The sequence below is a fragment of the Mesorhizobium sp. B2-5-3 genome, assembly GCF_006441005.1.
In the GTDB taxonomy this organism is placed as follows: Bacteria; Pseudomonadota; Alphaproteobacteria; order Rhizobiales; family Rhizobiaceae; genus Mesorhizobium.
The window spans coordinates 118,189-134,703 of sequence record NZ_VFUS01000005.1 but is presented as its reverse complement, the minus strand read 5'-3'; the positions used below and the strand labels follow the sequence as shown (position 1 = coordinate 134,703).

Sequence of the window (16,515 nt, the reverse complement as noted above, 5' to 3'; positions counted from 1 at the left end):
CTCACGGGGTCGTCGCGATGAACCCCTTGCAGCGATGGTGGATTTGTTGGGCAGGCTTGTCAAGGACGCAATGTCCCCGGCCTGTGGCAGGCCGCGAAACGGAAAGACGACCGGCGGCCGATCAGGCCGCCGATCGGCGATCGCTATCCGTCAATTATCGCTTGAAACGATCGATGATTGTCCGGGGAATAATCAGTGATTGTCCCGGGGCACGCCCTTCGTATGAGCGACGTCCTGGTATTTCACCGCCGGTTTCAGCACCATGCCGCCCGAGAACTGGTCGACCATACCGCGCTGGATTTCCTGCCATGGTGTCTGGTGCTCGGGATAATGGTAGCCGCCATTGTTCTGCAGCTCGGCGCGGCGGCGGGTGATCTCGTCATCGGTGACGAGAATGTTGGCCGTGCCCTTTTTCAGGTCGATGCGAACGCGGTCGCCTGTCTTGAGCAACGCAAGCCCCCCGCCGATGGCGGCTTCCGGCGAGGCGTTGAGGATGGAGGGCGAGCCTGACGTGCCGGACTGGCGGCCGTCGCCGATGCAGGCCAGCGCGTGGATGCCCTTCTTGATGAGATAGGCCGGCGGCTGCATGTTGACGACCTCGGCGCCGCCGGGATAGCCGACCGGACCGGCGCCGCGCATGAACAGGATGGTGTGCTCGTCGATCCCTTGCGCCGGGTCGTCGATGCGGGCGTGGTAATCCTCCGGACCGTCGAAGACCATGGCATTGCCCTCGAAGGCCTCGGGGTCCTTCGGGTTGGAGAGATAGCGCTCGCGGAATTCGGGCGAGATGCCGCTGGTCTTCATGATTGCCGAATCGAACAGATTGCCCTTGAGATTGATGAAGCCGGCATTGGCCTTCAGCGGCTCGGCGACAGTGCGGATGACCTCGCGGTTCTCGTTGACGGCATCGCGGCAATTGTCGCCCATTGTCTTGCCGTTGGCGGTCAGAGCATCCGGATGCGGCAGCAGCCCGGCTTTCATGAGCTCCGCCACCACGGCCGGCACGCCGCCCGCGTGATGGTAGTCCTCGCCCAGATATTCGCCCGTCGGCTGGAGATTGACGATGAGCGGCACGTCGAGGCCGATCTTCTGCCAGTCGTCATTGTCGAGCGGCACGCCGAGATGGCGGGCGATGGCGTTGAGATGGATCGGCGCGTTGGTGGAGCCGCCGATCGCCGAATTGACGACGATGGCGTTCTCGAACGCCTTGCGCGTCATGATGTCGGAGGGCTTCAAATCCTCGTGCACCATATCGACGATGCGTTTTCCCGTCTCGTAGGCGATCTGGCCGCGCTCGCGATAAGGAGCCGGAATCGCGGCCGAACCCGGCAGCTGCATGCCGAGCGCCTCGGCCAGCGAGTTCATGGTGGTGGCGGTGCCCATGGTGTTGCAGTAGCCGGTGGACGGCGCCGAGGAGGCGACGATGTCCATGAACTCGTCGTAGCCGATCTCGCCGGCCGACAGGCGCTGGCGCGATTCCCAGACGATGGTGCCCGAACCGGTGCGCTTGCCCTTGTGCCAGCCGTTAAGCATCGGACCGACCGACAGCGCTATGGCCGGAATGTTGACGGTCGCCGCCGCCATCAACAGCGCCGGCGTCGTCTTGTCGCAGCCGATGGTGAGCACGACGCCGTCAAGCGGATAGCCATAGAGCACTTCTACCAGGCTGAGATAGGCAAGGTTGCGGTCGAGAGCTGCGGTCGGGCGCTTGCCGGTCTCCTGGATCGGGTGGCACGGGAATTCGAAAGGAATGCCGCCCATCGAGACGATGCCTTCGCGCACGCGTTTGGCGAGCTCGATGTGGTGGCGATTGCAAGGCGACAGGTCGGAACCGGTCTGGGCAATGCCGATCAGCGGCTTGCCCGACATCAGTTCGGCGCGCGTCAGCCCGTAATTCAGGTAGCGCTCCAGATAAAGTGCCGTCATGCCCGGATTGTCGGGGTTGTCGAACCACTCCTGCGAGCGAAACTTTTTCTTTCCTGTGGGGGCGCCAGCCATCATGGTCTCCGTATTTGTATGACAAATCGATATGACAACGCGCGGATGCAGGCAAGGGGCACGCGTGATCTGAATCCGGACTTTGGTGCGATAGACATCAATCGGGCCGCACGCTACCAACAATCCGACATTGGTCGTCCGGGAGGTTCTGATGGCTTTGGTGATCGAGGGCGAGGAGCGCATCGCCGCACCCCTCCAGAAAGTTTGGGAAGCGCTGAACGATCCGGCGGTGCTGAGAGAAAGCATCCCCGGCTGCCAGAGCCTCGAAATGAAGTCGCCGACCGAGATGGCGGCGACGGTGGTGCTGAAGATCGGCCCGATCAAGGCGACCTTCAACGGCGAGGTGACGCTGAGAAATCTCAATCCCCCGCATGCCTACACGATCCAGGGCGAAGGCAAGGGCGGCATCGCCGGCTTCGCCAAGGGCGGCGCCGACGTGACGCTGACCGAGGATGGGGCGGACGCGACGGTGCTCAAATACGCTGCCAAGGCCGAAGTCGGCGGCAAGATCGCCCAGCTCGGCAGTCGGCTGATCGAATCGACCTCGAAGAAATTGGCGGGACAGTTCTTTTCGAGCTTCGGCGAGAAGGTGGGGGCTGCTTAGGCTGGTCTATCCAGCGTTAGCGCCCCTGGACGACATTACTCGAAGACGATGCTCGGCACGGCGTCCGCGGCCGCGCCGCGCTCTTCGTTGACCCTGTCCCAGACCTTCGAAGCGATATCGCGATAGATCTTCGCTTCGGCACTGTCGGGCTTCGATGCCACCACCGGCGCACCTTCATCCGAGCTTTCGCGAATGCCCATCTCCAGCGGCACCTCGCCAAGGAAGGTGACGCCGAGGCGCTCGGCCTCACGGCGTGCGCCGCCATGGCCGAAGATGTCGTAGCGCTTGCCGGTGTCGGGGGCGAGGAAATAGCTCATGTTCTCGACGATGCCGAGCAGCGGCACGTCGACTTTCCTGAACATGTTGAGGCCCTTGCGAGCATCGATCAGGGCCAGATCCTGCGGCGTCGAGACGATGACCGCGCCGGCCAACGGCACCTGCTGGGCCATGGTGAGCTGGGCGTCACCGGTGCCAGGGGGCATATCGACGACGAGCACGTCGAGTGGCCCCCATTCGACTTCGCGCAGCATCTGCGTCAGCGCCGACATCACCATCGGCCCGCGCCAGATCATCGGCGTTTCCTCGTCGACGAGGAAGCCCATCGACATCACCTTGAGACCGTAATTCTGCATCGGTTTCAGGATCTTGCCGTCGACGGTCTGCGGCCGGCCGCGGATGTTGAGCAGCCTTGGCATGGACGGGCCATAGATGTCGGCATCGAGCACGCCCACTTTCAGCCCGTTGGCGGCGAGGCCGAGGGCCAGATTGACGGCTGTGGTCGACTTGCCGACACCGCCCTTGCCGGACGCAACCGCGATGATCGCCTCGATGCCGGGCACGCCGCGCTTGCCCTGGCTGTGCGAGGCAGGCGCATGGGGCGCCGGGCGCGGCGCGGCAACGGGCGGGGCGGGACGTGGCGCCGGGCGCGCCGCGACAGGCGCCTCCATGCCGCCGCCCTTCTTCTCCGCCGTCAAGGTGACGACGGCGCCGGCGACACCAGGAATAGCTTTCACGACACGCTCGGCCGCGGCGCGCAATGGCTCCATCTCCTGCGCCCTGGCGGCCGGAACGGTGATCGAGAAGAACACTTTCGAATCGGCGATGAAAATCTCGGAAACCATGCCGAGGTCGACGATGTTGCCGGTGAAATCGGGGCCATTGACCGTTTTCAGGCGCTCGATGACGGTTTCCTTGGTGACGGACATGGCTGTTGCTTCCCTGGCGTTCGGCTGCTGCTCACATAGTGCAGATCGCCGGCGGCTCCAAGCGCCAGGCCGCGACATCAGCCTGCCAGGCGAACCGCCAGATAGGTCAGTGCAGAAATCGCCGCCGTCGCCGGCAAGGTGACGACCCATGCGATGACGATGTTGCCGGCTATGCCCCAGCGCACCGCCGAGACACGGCGGGCGGCGCCGACGCCGATGATGGCGCCGGTGATGGTGTGCGTGGTCGAAACCGGAACACCGAGCCATGTCGCGGCGAAGAGGGTGATGGCGCCGCCGGTCTCGGCGCAGAATCCCTGCATCGGGTTGAGCCTGGTGATCTTCGAGCCCATCGTGTGGACGATGCGCCAACCGCCGAACAGCGTGCCCAGCGCCAATGCCGACTGGCAAGTCAGGACCACCCAGAGCGGCACGTAGAAATCCGTTCCGAGCATGCCTTGGGAATAGAGCAGCACGGCGATGATGCCCATGGTCTTTTGCGCATCGTTGCCGCCATGACCGAGCGAATAGAGGGAGGCGGAAAAGAACTGCATGACACGGAAGGTACTGTCGACGGCAAACGGCGTCTGGCGCACGAACAGCCAGGAAACCACCAGGATCAGGAGAAGCGCCAGGACAAAGCCCGTCGCCGGCGACAGGACGATGGCGGCGACCGTCTTGCCGAGCCCCGCCCAGACGATGGCACCCGTGCCGGCCTTTGCGACGCCTGCCCCCACCAATCCGCCGATCAACGCATGCGAACTGCTCGATGGGATGCCGGCGATCCAGGTGACGATGTTCCAGACGATGGCGCCGACCAGGGCGGCGAAGATCACCGCCGGGGTGACGATGCTTGCATCGATGATACCTTTGCCCACGGTTTCGGCGACATGGAGGCCAAAGAACATGAAGGCGATGAAATTGAAGAAGGCCGCCCAGAACACCGCGTAATGCGGTCTCAGCACCCGGGTCGAGACAATGGTGGCGATCGAGTTGGCGGCGTCGTGCAGGCCGTTGAGGAAATCGAAGAACAGCGCGACGGCGACAAGGCCGACCAGCAGGGGAAAGGCGATCGCGACTTCCATCGCCTAGACGTTCTCGATGACGATGCCGCTGATCTCGTTGGCGACGTCCTCGAAGCGGTCGACCACCTTCTCCAATTGGCCATAGATCTCCGAGCCGATCAGATAGGCCATCGCATCGCTGCGGCCGTGCCGCCTGAAGAGATCCTTCAGGCCCTGCTCATGCAGATCGTCGGCTCGGCCTTCGGCACGCATGACTTCCTCGGCGAGTTCGTTCAAGCGCGCACTGTTGGCGCCGACCTTGGCCAGCAGCGGGATCGCCTCCGCGACGAGCCTGGCGGCATCGACAATGACGGCGCCCATTTCCTGCATCAGCGGATCGAATTCCCTCTTCTCGAACAGCCGCACCGTCTTGACGGTCTTGTGCATCATGTCGATGGCGTCATCCATCGACTGGATCAGGTCCTTGATATCGCCGCGGTCGAAAGGCGTGATGAATGAGCGCCGCACGGCAAGCAGGACTTCGGCGGTGATATGGTCGGCCTCGTCCTCGAGATCGACGATCTTTTGGCACCAATGCTCGATGTCCTTGCCCAGGAGGAGCTGCTGCAGGGCCTCCGCGCCACCGACCACCGTGCGGGAATGCCGCTCGAACAGGTCGAAGAAGCGATCTTCGCGCGGCAACAGCTTGCGGAACCAGCCCAGCATGTTCGTCCCTCCCGGCGCACCAGTTCCATCCACATAGCGCCGCACGCGCCCATGGGGAACAGTAAGCCGGCTGAAAGATGTGGATGCAGCCAATTGCAGGCACCGCTCGCAATTGGCTGGCCGCCGGCAAAGCGGGGGTCGTCAAGCGACCGGAGCGACCTATTTCCAAGGAGACGCCGGGGACGACAAGCAGCGAAGGAGAAACGATCATGCTTGCAAACAGCAACGCGACGGCCAACCTCGCGGTGAAAGAGCTGGCGAAGGCAAAGGCTTTCTACGAGGGGACGCTCGGCCTGAAACAGGTGCATGACGAGGGTGGCGAACTGATCGTGTACAAAAGCGGCGACACCACGATCAATGTCTATCGCTCTCAGTTCGCCGGAACCAACAAGGCGACGGCGGTGACGTGGACGGTCGGCGATGAGATCGACACCGTCGTCAGCGGGCTGAAATCGAAAGGCGTTGCGTTCGAGCACTACGAGATGCCCGGCCTGACACTGGAAGGCGACATCCATGTCGGTCACGGCATGAAGGTCGCCTGGTTCAAGGATCCGGACGGCAACATCCTCAATCTCGTCGACCGATAGGTTTCTGCGATCAAGCATCGGCTTGGGGCGATCGACATCGCAGTGGCCGGCAGCCCTCTGGCGCGGTGCGGCGGCGGCGGTTAGCTTCAGATATGATCGACAAGCTGGAATTTTTCATCGCGCTGGCCAAGGAAGAGCATTTCGGGCGGGCTGCCGAAGTGTGCGGCGTCACCCAGCCCACCTTGTCGGCCGGCATCAAGCAACTTGAGGGTCAGCTGGGCGTGATGCTGGTCCTGCGCGGCTCGCGCTTCCAGGGCCTGACCCCGGAGGGCAAGCAGGTGCTGGTGTGGGCGCGCCGCATCGTCGGCGATACCAGAACCATGCGCGAGGAGATGCGGGCGGCGCGGCACGGCTTGTCGGGACGTATCCGCATCGCCGCCATTCCCACCGCGCTCGCCATGGTGGCGCGGCTGACGACGCCATTCCGCGAAAAACACCCCGGCGTCACCTTCTCGGTACTGTCCCGGACCTCGATCGAAGTGCTGTCGCTGCTCGGCAATTTCGATATAGACGCCGGCATCACCTATCTCGACAACGAACCGCTCGGACGAGTGACCAGCGTACCACTCTACGATGAGCGCTATCAGCTGATCACCGCCATCGGAAACCCCTATTCCGACCGCGACAAGGTGACATGGGCCGAGATCAGCCACCTGCCGCTCTGCCTGCTGACCCCGGACATGCAGAACCGCCGCATCATCGACCAGCACCTGGCCGAGGCCGGTGTCGAGGTCCGGCCGACGCTGGAATCCAATTCGATGATCGTGCTGTTCTCGCATATCCGCACGGGCAAATGGTCCTCGATCATGCCGCTCAACCTCACGGAAACGTTCGGCTTTTCCGAACCTATCAGGGCTATCCCGATCGTCGAGCCGGACGCCAGCCACACGGTCGGGCTGGTGGCCGCGTTGCGCGAACCGCATACGCCGCTGGTTTCGGCGCTGCTGGACGAGGCGATGGCGCTTGCAGACGATTTCCGCGCCCACCGGTAGGTTAGGGAATGCAGGCGCTGGAGCTCGATAGAAAATTTCTATCGAGCGACGGATCAGCTTTATTGATTTCAGGGGTTTCTCCTGATTTTGTAAAGACTTAGCGATAAAGCCACCGACCAGGGAGGGCGCTGCGTGACGATGCAGCCTGCAAGTACCGAGATCGCATCGCGCACGGCCGCGATCATCCAGGAGCTGAAATATCTCGAAGGTCCGCTGCTGCCGATCCTCCATAACATTCAGGAAGAGTTCGGCCATGTGCCGCAGGCAGCACTCCCGGTCATTGCCGACGGACTGAACCTTTCCAGAGCAGAGGTGCACGGCGTCGTCACCTTCTATCACGATTTCCGCGCCCGCCCGGCAGGCCGGCATGTGCTCAAGCTCTGCCAGGCCGAAGCTTGCCAGTCGATGGGTTCCGACGTGGTCGCCGCCAGGATCAAGCAATTGCTCGGCATTGATTTCCACGAGACGGCGAAAGACGGTTCGGTGACCCTGGAGCCGGTTTATTGCCTCGGGCTGTGCGCCTGCTCGCCCTCGGCGATGCTCGATGGCGAGGTGATCGGGCGGCTCGACAACGAGAAGATCGAAGAAATCGTCGCAAAGGTGCGCTCATGATCCCGCGCATCTACATTCCCGGCGACTCCGGCGCGCTGGCGCTCGGTGCCGAAAGGGTCGCCAAGGCAGTTCGCGCTGAACTCGCCGAGCGCGGCGTTGAGGCCAAGATCGTCCGCAACGGGTCGCGCGGCGCCTATTTCCTAGAGCCTATGGTCGAGGTCGCCACAGCAAACGGCCGCGTCGCCTACGGGCCGGTGAAGCCGTCCGACGTCAAGAGCCTGTTCGACAATGGCTTTCTCACCGGCGGCCATCACAAGCGCTGGCTGGGCGCGCCGGACAAGATCCCGTTCCTGGCCAAGCAGACCCGTCTGACCTTCGCGCGCTGCGGCATCAACGACCCGCTGTCACTCGACGCCTATAAGTCGCTTGGCGGGCTGAAGGGCCTGCAGAACGCGGTGGCCATGGCCCCGGCAGAGATCGTCAGCCAGGTTACGGAGTCCGGCCTGCGCGGCCGCGGCGGCGCCGGCTTCCCGACCGGCATCAAATGGAAGACCGTGCTCGATACGACATCCGAGCGCAAATACATCGTCTGCAACGCCGACGAGGGCGACAGCGCCACCTTCGCCGACCGCATGATCATGGAGGGCGATCCCTTCGTGCTGATCGAAGGCATGGCGATCGCCGGCATCGCCACCGGCGCGACCAAGGGCTTCGTCTACATCCGCTCGGAATATCCGCATGCGGTGGCGGTCATGAACAAGGCCGTCGAGGTCGCCCGCAAGGCCGGCGTGCTCGGCGTCAGCGTGCTCGGTTCGGCCACCGCCTTCGACATGGAGATCCGCGTCGGCGCGGGCGCCTATGTCTGCGGCGAGGAGACCTCGCTTCTGAACAGCCTGGAAGGCAAACGCGGCGTGGTGCGCGCCAAGCCGCCGCTGCCGGCAATCCAGGGCCTTTTCGGCAAGCCGACGGTGATCAACAACGTCATCTCGCTGGCTTCGGTGCCCGTCATCATGGACAAGGGCGCCGCCTACTACAAGAATTTCGGCATGGGCCGCTCGCGCGGCACGATCCCGATCCAGATCGCCGGCAACGTCAAGCGCGGTGGCCTGTTCGAGGCGGCTTTCGGCATGACGCTGGGCGAAATCATCGACGATATCGGCGGCGGCACGGCCACCGGCCGGCCGGTGAAGGCGGTGCAGGTCGGCGGTCCGCTCGGCGCCTATTTTCCGCGCGCGCTGTTCGACACACCGTTCGACTATGAGGAATTCGCCAAGCGCGATGGACTGATCGGCCATGCCGGCATCACCGTATTCGACGACACCGCCGACATGCTGAAGCAGGCGCGCTTCGCCATGGAGTTCTGCGCCATCGAAAGCTGCGGCAAGTGCACGCCCTGCCGCATCGGCTCGACGCGCGGGGTGGAGACCATCGACAGGCTCGCCGCCGGCATAGAGCCGGAGAAGAACCTCGCCCTGGTTACCGATCTCTGCAACACGATGAAGTTCGGATCGCTCTGCGCGCTGGGCGGCTTCACGGCCTACCCGGTGATGAGCTCGATCACGCATTTCCCCGAGGATTTCAAGCCCGCGCCGGCGCGCGTGGCTGCTGAATAGGAGCTGGCAGATGAACATCAAGGCCGACTTCCCGACGCTTATCGAAGAGATCGATTACGGAACTCCGCAATCGAAGGCTGAGAAGCGGATCACGCTGACCGTCGACGGCCGCAGCATCAGCGTGCCGGAAGGCACGTCGATCATGCGCGCCGCGATGGAAAGCGGGGTCGAGATCCCGAAGCTATGCGCCACGGACATGCTGGACTCGTTCGGTTCCTGCCGCGTTTGCCTGGTCGAGATCGAAGGGCGCGGCGGCACGCCGGCGTCCTGCACGACGCCTGTCGGCGAAGGCATGGTGGTGCGCACGCGGTCGGAACGGCTCGACGCCATTCGCCGCGGCGTCATGGAGCTCTATGTCTCCGACCATCCGGTGGGCTGGAACGAGAAGGCCGGCACCGGCGCCAGTGAGTTCGACGCGGTGGCGAAGTCGGTTGGCCTGACCGAGAACCGCTACGGCGTCGAAGGCCGCAATCACGTCAAGGAGGATGGCGTCGCGCCCGGCCACGGCTCGCTGGCCGTCGACTACGTCGCGCGTGACGAATCCAATCCGTATTTCACCTATGATCCGGCGCAATGCATCGTCTGTTCGCGTTGCGTGCGGGCCTGCGAAGAGGTGCAGGGCACCTTCGCGCTGACGATCGAGGGCCGCGGCTTCGAATCGCGCATGGTCGCCGGCATGCACGAGGATTTCATCGCTTCCGAATGCGTGTCCTGCGGCGCCTGCGTGCAGGCCTGCCCGACCGATGCGCTGCGCGAGAAGACAGTGCTCGCCAAGGGCCTGCCGGAACGCTCGGCCGTCACCACCTGCGCCTATTGCGGCGTCGGCTGCTCGTTCAAGGCCGAAGTGAAGGACGACGAGGTCATCCGCATGATGCCCTACAAGGAGGGCAAGGCCAATCACGGCCATTCCTGCGTGAAGGGCCGCTTCGCCTATGGCTATGCCACTCACAAGGACCGCATCCTGTCGCCGATGATCCGCGAGAAGGTCAGCGATCCCTGGCGCGAAGTGAGTTGGGAGGAGGCGATCGCCCACACGGCCAAGGAGTTCCGCCGCATCCAGTACCAGTACGGACGTACGGCGATCGGCGGCATCACCTCGTCGCGTTGCACCAATGAGGAGACCTATCTGGTCCAGAAGCTGGTGCGCCAGGGCTTCCGCAACAACAATGTCGATACCTGCGCGCGCGTCTGCCATTCGCCGACCGGCTACGGGCTCGGCCAGACCTACGGCACCTCGGCCGGCACGCAGGATTTCGATTCCGTCGAATTCACCGACGTCGCCGTCATCATCGGCGCCAATCCGGCTTCCGCACACCCGGTTTTCGCCTCGCGGCTGAAGAAGCGGCTGCGCCAGGGCGCCAAGCTGATCGTGCTCGACCCGCGCCGCACCGAGATGGTCAAGTCGGCGCATGTCGAAGCCGACTACCACCTGCCGCTGAAGCCCGGCACCAATGTCGCCGTGCTGACGGCGCTGGCACATGTCATCGTCACCGAAGGCCTGTTCGACGAGGCCTTCATCCGCGAGCGCTGTGACTGGACGGAATTCCAGGACTGGGCGTCCTTCGTCGCCCTGCCGGAGAACAGCCCCGAAACCGTCGGCAAGCTGTCCGGCGTCGATCCCGAACTGATCCGCGGTGCGGCACGTCTCTACGCCAAGGGCGGCAACGGGGCGATCTACTACGGCCTCGGCGTCACCGAGCACAGCCAGGGCTCGACCACGGTGATGGCGATTGCCAATCTCGCCATGGCCACCGGCAATATCGGTCGCCCGGGCGTCGGCGTGAACCCGCTGCGCGGCCAGAACAACGTGCAGGGCTCGTGCGACATGGGCTCCTTCCCGCACGAACTGCCAGGCTATCGCCATGTCTCGGGCGACGCGGTGCGCGACATCTATGAAAGCCTGTGGGGCGTGAAGCTGGACGACGAACCGGGGCTGCGCATCCCCAACATGCTGGATGCAGCCGTCGACGGCTCCTTCAAGGGCATCTACATCCAGGGCGAGGACATCCTGCAGTCCGACCCCGACACCAAGCATGTCGCCGCCGGCCTGGCCGCGATGGAATGCGTGGTCGTGCACGATCTCTTCCTCAACGAGACGGCGAACTACGCGCATGTGTTCCTGCCGGGCTCGACCTTCCTCGAGAAGGACGGCACCTTCACCAATGCCGAGCGCCGCATCAACATGGTGCGCAAGGTGCTGGAGCCGAAGGCGCGCTACGCCGACTGGGAAGCGACGCAGGAGCTTGCCCGCGCCATCGGGCTCGACTGGAACTATATGCATCCGTCCGAGATCATGGACGAGATCGCCAAGACGACGCCGAGCTTCGCCGGCGTCTCGTTCGAGTTGCTCGACCGCGTCGGGTCGGTGCAGTGGCCCTGCAATGAGAAGGCGCCACTCGGCACCCCCATCATGCATGTCGACGGCTTCGTGCGCGGCAAGGGCAAGTTCATCCGCACCGAATATGTGGCGACGGACGAGCGAACCGGGCCGCGCTTCCCGCTGCTTTTGACCACCGGCCGGATCCTGTCGCAGTACAATGTCGGCGCGCAAACGCGGCGCACCGACAATATCATGTGGCACTCCGAGGACCGGCTGGAGATCCATCCGCACGACGCCGAGAACCGTGGCCTGCGCGACGGCGACTGGGTGCGGCTGACCAGCCGCTCCGGCGAGACGACGCTGCGCGCGCAGATCACCGACAGGGTGTCACCGGGCGTGGTCTATACGACCTTCCACCATCCCGACACGCAGGCCAACGTCATCACCACGGACTTTTCGGACTGGGCGACCAACTGTCCGGAATATAAGGTGACGGCGGTGCAGGTCGGTGCCTCCAACGGACCATCGGAATGGCAACGCGACTATGACGAGCAAGCGCGCAACAGCCGCCGCATCGCCCCGCTGGAAGCGGCGGAGTAGACTTGGACGAGACATTCGACAATAAGAGCTTCAATCTTGATGGTTGATCGACCACCATTGCGTCGAGCTTCACTCGATACCCCTTCCCCGATCGACCGGGATGAGGAAAGGCTTGAGGGGTGCGTCTCGTGACCCGCAAACGCCCCGCCATCACCGAAATGTCCCGTCTCGCTCGCCGCGCCAGCGGCACGGCAGCGGCCCGCCGCATGGTGCCGGAAGAAACGCCGGTGGCGTTCTCCTTTGCCGGCACGGCGCACGCGGTGATGATGGCGAGCCCGGCCGATTTGAAGGATTTCGCGCTCGGTTTCTCGCTGACCGAAGGCATCATCGCTTCACCCGAAGAGATCGAGGCGATCGAGGTCGAGGATCTAGGCGCCGGCATCGACATCCAGATTCGACTGAAGGACCAGGCCAACACGCGCTTCGAGGCGCGGCGGCGCAGGCTCGCCGGACCGGTTGGCTGCGGGCTCTGCGGCATCGAATCCATCGAGGAAGCGATGCGCGCGGTCGATTCGGTTGGTGCGTCTAAACTTACGCTTGATGCCGGCGACATCGTCCGTTCCGTCAAGCTTCTCTCCAGGATGCAGCCGCTGCACAGCGAGACGGGCGCGGTGCACGCCGCCGGCTTCTATATCCCCGGCAAGGGCACCGTCATTGCGCGCGAGGATGTCGGCCGTCACAACGCACTGGACAAGCTGGCCGGTGCATTGGCCAAGGCCGGCATCGACGGCGCGACCGGCGCGGTAGTGGTGACGTCGCGCGTCTCCGTCGAGATGGTGCAGAAGACGGCGACGATCGGCTCGCCTTTCATCATTGCCGTCTCTGCGCCGACCGCGCTCGCCGTCCGCACCGCCGAACAAGCCGGCATGACGCTGGTGGCCTTGGTTCGGGGCGACGATTTCGACATTTTCACCCATCCGGACCGGGTGGTTCGCGGAGTTGCCAAACATGTCGCATGACGAAGACCACATCATGAGCACCAGCGAGAAGCTGGTGCGGATGGCCAACCAGATCGCGGTCTTTTTCCACTCCAGGCCGCGCGAAGAAGGCGTGGCCGGGGTGGCCGAGCATATCAACAAATTCTGGGAGCCGAGGATGCGGCGTCAGTTCTTCGAGATGCTGGACAGCGGCGGCGACGGCTTCGATGAACTCGTCGTGGCTGCCTCGACCAGGATCAAGCGGCCGGTCTCGCCCGCCGAGGCCGATCTGAAGCTCGGGCTCAAGCTTCCCCCAGGCGACGTAGCCGCCCAGCAAAAATAGCCATTGGTTCGCGTCCGCTTATATTTCCTTCCGCTAAAGTTTAAGCTGCCGCAGGCGACGCAGCTCTGCTATGGTCGACGATCCGAAATCGCCAGGCCGGGCGGAACAACTCGTGAGGCCGATCGAGACCCGATACGCCCGTAGCGGCGATGTGCGGATCGCCTATCAGGTGGTCGGCCAAGGCGCGTTCGATCTCGTCTTCGTGCCGGGCTTCATCTCCAACCTCGACCTGCATTGGGAGGATGAAGGCTATAGCAGGCTGCTGAAACGGCTTTCCGCCTTCTCAAGGCTGATCCTATTCGACAAGCGCGGCACCGGCCTGTCCGACCGCGTCGATGCCAACCATCTCCCCAGCCTCGAAACGCGCATGGACGACGTGCGTGCGGTGATGGACGCGGCCGGCAGCGGCCGCGCGGCCCTGCTCGGCGCCTCGGAAGGCGCTCCGATGGCCATGCTGTTCGCCGCCACCTATCCGGAGCGGACACGCGCCCTGGCGCTCTATGGCGGCTATGCCCATTTCCACCGATGGGTGATGCCGCCGGAACGGCTGGAGGCATTCATCGCGACGACGGAAACCGCCTGGGGCACAGGCGCCACCTTGCCGCATTTTGCGCCCGGCCGCGTCGAAGACAGTCACTTTGCCGCCTGGTGGTCGCGATTCGAGCGGCTGTCGGCAAGTCCAACGGCGGCGGCGGCGCTGGCGCGAATGAATGCCGGCATAGACGTGCGCGGCATACTCTCGGCGATCAGCGCGCCGACGCTGCTGATCCACCGCCGCAACGACGCGCGCGTCGATCCCGATGCCAGCCGCTTTCTCGCCCGGAAAATCCCGAACGCCCGGCTTGTCGAAATCCCCGGGCGCGACCACCCGGTGTGGACCGGTGATGTCGACCGGGTCGCCGACCTGATCGAGGAATTCCTGACCGGCGAGCCGGCCGTGGCCGACAGCGAGCGCGTGCTCGCCGCATTGCTGGTGACGCGTATCTACGATACGGCGCGCCTCGGCGACCGCATGTGGAGCGAGCGCAGCCAGCGATTCCAGGAGACCTGGCGATTGCTGGTGGGGCGCCATGGCGGACGTGTCGCAGGCACGCATGGCGAGCTGATGATCTCGCGCTTCGACGGTCCGGCGCGCGCCATACGCTGCGCGGCGGCATTGCGCGAAGCGGCGCAGGAGATCGGTGTGGCCAGTGCACAGGGCGTGCATGTCGGCGAGATCGAGATGCGCGGACCGCCGGTCGGCTTGACTGCACGCGTGACCATACAACTTGCGGCCCATGCCAGCCGCGGCGAGATCCTGGCGTCGCGGCTGGTTTCCGACCTGGCGACCGGCTCCGGCCTACACTTCATCGATGGCGGACGCATTGCGCTCGACGAGTTGGACGAGCCGTTGGCGTTTGTTCTTGCGACGTCCGAGCAGCATCTGGAACCCGCCTGCCGATCCAAGCCCAGGCCTGCCGAACCGGCCGCGCTGACGGCGCGCGAAAGCGAGGTGGTGAGCCTGATCGCCGACGGCAAAAGCAATGCCGCGATCGCCGCCGAGCTCAACCTCAGCGAGCATACGGTCAAGCGTCACGTCGCCAACATATTGCTCAAGCTCGACCTGCCGTCGCGGGCGGCGGCGGCCGCGTTTTCGGCACGCAACCCTGGCCCGCACGGGCCATAAAGGCCATGGCGCTTTCGGGCGAAGCGGCCGATGGCGTCGGGGATTATCAATTCTTCCCATGCAGGCCAGGCGATATCGCCGTGACGGTACTGCGAAGGGAGGATGAAATGGTGAAATCAAGTCGCAAGACCAGATTGCTCGTCATCGCGGCCGGCGTCGGCGCCTTGCTGGCCCTGGCTCCGGCGCGGGCCGAGGATGCCTCGGCGACGGCAGCATACAAGGACATAGAGGCCACGCTCGGCTCCGTACCGGACATGTTCAGGACTTTGCCTGACGTGGCGGTCGCCGGTGCCTGGGCCGAGATAAAGTCGATGCAGCTCAACCCCAAGACCGCACTCGACGGCAAGACCAAGGAACTCATGGGGCTTGCCGTCGCCTCGCAGATTCCTTGCCAGTACTGCGTCTACTTCCACACCGAGGCCGCCAAGCTCAACGGCGCGACCGACGAGGAGATCAAGGAAGCGGTGGCGATGGCCGCGATCGTTCGCCACTGGTCGACGATGCTCAACGGCAGCCAGGTCGACCTCACAGCCTTCAAGAAGCAGACCGACGACGTGTTCGCGGCCGTGAAGGCCAAGTCGCAGTGACACTATCGCTGCACGGCGATGACCGCCGGGCAGCACTTTGCTCATCAACCGCCCGATCGGGAAGACGGGCCCATGGAGGACGAAATGCTGACCAAGACACAGACCGTTGACGGCGCGGCAATCAAGAAAGCCATCGAAGGGCGCGACGGACAGATGCTGTCGAGCTTTTACGCCGACGATGCGGTGTTGCGGGTCGTCGACCGCAATAATCCGCCGAGCAAGCCGCGCGAGATCCGCGGCCGAGCGGCGATCAGCACATTCTGGGACGACATCTGCAGCCGGGCAATGACCCACAAGGTCGATACCACCATTGCCGATGGCGACAATCTCGCCTTCACGCAAGCCTGCGCCTACCCGGACGGGACCAAGGTGTTCTGTGCGGCGATGCTGGAACTCAAGGGCGGGCGGATTGCACGGCAGACGGTCGTGCAGGCCTGGGACGAGTAAGCGGCATCAGCCGCATCTTCGGAGGAGGAAAACATGTTCAGCGCCAGATGGCAGATCGACGCCAGGTTCGGACACAAGCAGACCGTGCTCGACCTCTTGCGGAAATGGGAATCCGAGATCGGTTCGCAGGTCGGCGTCGCCGACCTGAAGTTCCAGATCATGACGGGTTCGATCGGCGCGCGGGAGGCGACGGTCGAATCTCACCACCAGGTCGAAAGCCTGGCCCAGTTGGAAGAGTTCTTCGCCAGGATCGGCAAAATCGACGCGCATGCCAAATGGGGCAAGGAGATCGAGCCTTACGTCGTGTCGGGCACCAGCCTCTGGCAGATTTTCCGCATCGTCGAATAATGCATGTCG

16 protein-coding genes are annotated in these 16,515 nt (G+C 64.1%); 12 read left to right on the top strand and 4 right to left on the bottom strand.

Going from position 1 to position 16,515, the window contains the following annotated elements; translation table 11 throughout:
* Positions 1-192: 192 nt before the first annotated feature.
* Positions 193-1,998 (bottom strand): IlvD/Edd family dehydratase, encoded by a 1,806-nt coding sequence (locus FJ867_RS13565; protein WP_140497024.1) that lies wholly within the window; start codon positions 1,996-1,998, stop codon positions 193-195.
* Between the two features lie 151 nt (positions 1,999-2,149).
* Between FJ867_RS13565 and FJ867_RS13560 the strand changes: the two genes are divergently transcribed.
* Positions 2,150-2,602, top strand: a complete 453-nt coding sequence (locus tag FJ867_RS13560) for a carbon monoxide dehydrogenase subunit G (RefSeq protein WP_140497026.1) — start codon at positions 2,150-2,152, stop codon at positions 2,600-2,602.
* 35 nt (positions 2,603-2,637) lie between these two features.
* On the opposite strand, the gene FJ867_RS13555 is transcribed toward FJ867_RS13560, so the two are convergent.
* The 3 genes from FJ867_RS13555 to FJ867_RS13545 form a co-directional block, all read right to left on the bottom strand.
* Entirely contained in the window at positions 2,638-3,807 is a 1,170-nt protein-coding gene (locus FJ867_RS13555) for an Mrp/NBP35 family ATP-binding protein (RefSeq protein WP_140817629.1), read from the bottom strand.
* Positions 3,808-3,884: 77 nt separating this feature from the next.
* Complete coding sequence (locus FJ867_RS13550) at positions 3,885-4,889, bottom strand: inorganic phosphate transporter (protein ID WP_140497030.1); 1,005 nt, start codon at positions 4,887-4,889, stop codon at positions 3,885-3,887.
* Between the two features lie 3 nt (positions 4,890-4,892).
* Complete coding sequence (locus FJ867_RS13545; protein ID WP_140550195.1) at positions 4,893-5,534, bottom strand: DUF47 domain-containing protein; 642 nt, start codon at positions 5,532-5,534, stop codon at positions 4,893-4,895.
* 209 nt (positions 5,535-5,743) lie between these two features.
* Between FJ867_RS13545 and FJ867_RS13540 the strand changes: the two genes are divergently transcribed.
* From FJ867_RS13540 to FJ867_RS13490, 11 genes are all read left to right on the top strand, one after another.
* Positions 5,744-6,121 (top strand): VOC family protein, encoded by a 378-nt coding sequence (locus FJ867_RS13540; RefSeq protein ID WP_140513034.1) that lies wholly within the window; start codon positions 5,744-5,746, stop codon positions 6,119-6,121.
* Positions 6,122-6,213: 92 nt separating this feature from the next.
* Positions 6,214-7,113: a LysR family transcriptional regulator gene (locus FJ867_RS13535; protein ID WP_140523710.1), complete on the top strand. Its 900-nt coding sequence runs from the start codon at positions 6,214-6,216 to the stop codon at positions 7,111-7,113.
* A 132-nt stretch (positions 7,114-7,245) separates the two neighbouring features.
* Positions 7,246-7,725 carry a formate dehydrogenase subunit gamma gene (locus FJ867_RS13530; RefSeq protein ID WP_140564912.1) on the top strand — a complete coding sequence of 160 codons (480 nt, stop codon included), beginning with the start codon at positions 7,246-7,248 and terminating at the stop codon, positions 7,723-7,725.
* The gene (locus tag FJ867_RS13525) at positions 7,722-9,278 is read left to right on the top strand and encodes an NADH-quinone oxidoreductase subunit NuoF (protein WP_140580495.1); all 1,557 of its coding nucleotides are present in this window, start codon (positions 7,722-7,724) and stop codon (positions 9,276-9,278) included. The genes FJ867_RS13530 and FJ867_RS13525 overlap by 4 nt, the downstream gene beginning before the upstream one ends.
* A 10-nt stretch (positions 9,279-9,288) precedes the next feature.
* A complete protein-coding gene (fdhF, locus tag FJ867_RS13520; protein WP_140817627.1) occupies positions 9,289-12,198 on the top strand; it encodes a formate dehydrogenase subunit alpha in 2,910 nt (969 codons plus the stop codon).
* 128 nt (positions 12,199-12,326) lie between these two features.
* Complete coding sequence (fdhD, locus tag FJ867_RS13515; RefSeq protein ID WP_140664093.1) at positions 12,327-13,157, top strand: formate dehydrogenase accessory sulfurtransferase FdhD; 831 nt, start codon at positions 12,327-12,329, stop codon at positions 13,155-13,157.
* Positions 13,147-13,458, top strand: a complete 312-nt coding sequence (locus FJ867_RS13510) for a formate dehydrogenase subunit delta (protein WP_140817625.1) — start codon at positions 13,147-13,149, stop codon at positions 13,456-13,458. Before fdhD ends, FJ867_RS13510 begins: the two co-directional genes overlap by 11 nt.
* A gap of 112 nt (positions 13,459-13,570) precedes the next feature.
* Positions 13,571-15,124: an alpha/beta fold hydrolase gene (locus FJ867_RS13505; protein ID WP_140497048.1), complete on the top strand. Its 1,554-nt coding sequence runs from the start codon at positions 13,571-13,573 to the stop codon at positions 15,122-15,124.
* 107 nt (positions 15,125-15,231) lie between these two features.
* Positions 15,232-15,711, top strand: a complete 480-nt coding sequence (locus FJ867_RS13500; protein WP_140657857.1) for a carboxymuconolactone decarboxylase family protein — start codon at positions 15,232-15,234, stop codon at positions 15,709-15,711.
* Between the two features lie 18 nt (positions 15,712-15,729).
* Positions 15,730-16,158, top strand: a complete 429-nt coding sequence (locus FJ867_RS13495; RefSeq protein WP_224518980.1) for a nuclear transport factor 2 family protein — start codon at positions 15,730-15,732, stop codon at positions 16,156-16,158.
* A 33-nt stretch (positions 16,159-16,191) separates the two neighbouring features.
* Positions 16,192-16,506: a hypothetical protein gene (locus tag FJ867_RS13490; RefSeq protein ID WP_140497050.1), complete on the top strand. Its 315-nt coding sequence runs from the start codon at positions 16,192-16,194 to the stop codon at positions 16,504-16,506.
* Positions 16,507-16,515: the final 9 nt, after the last annotated feature.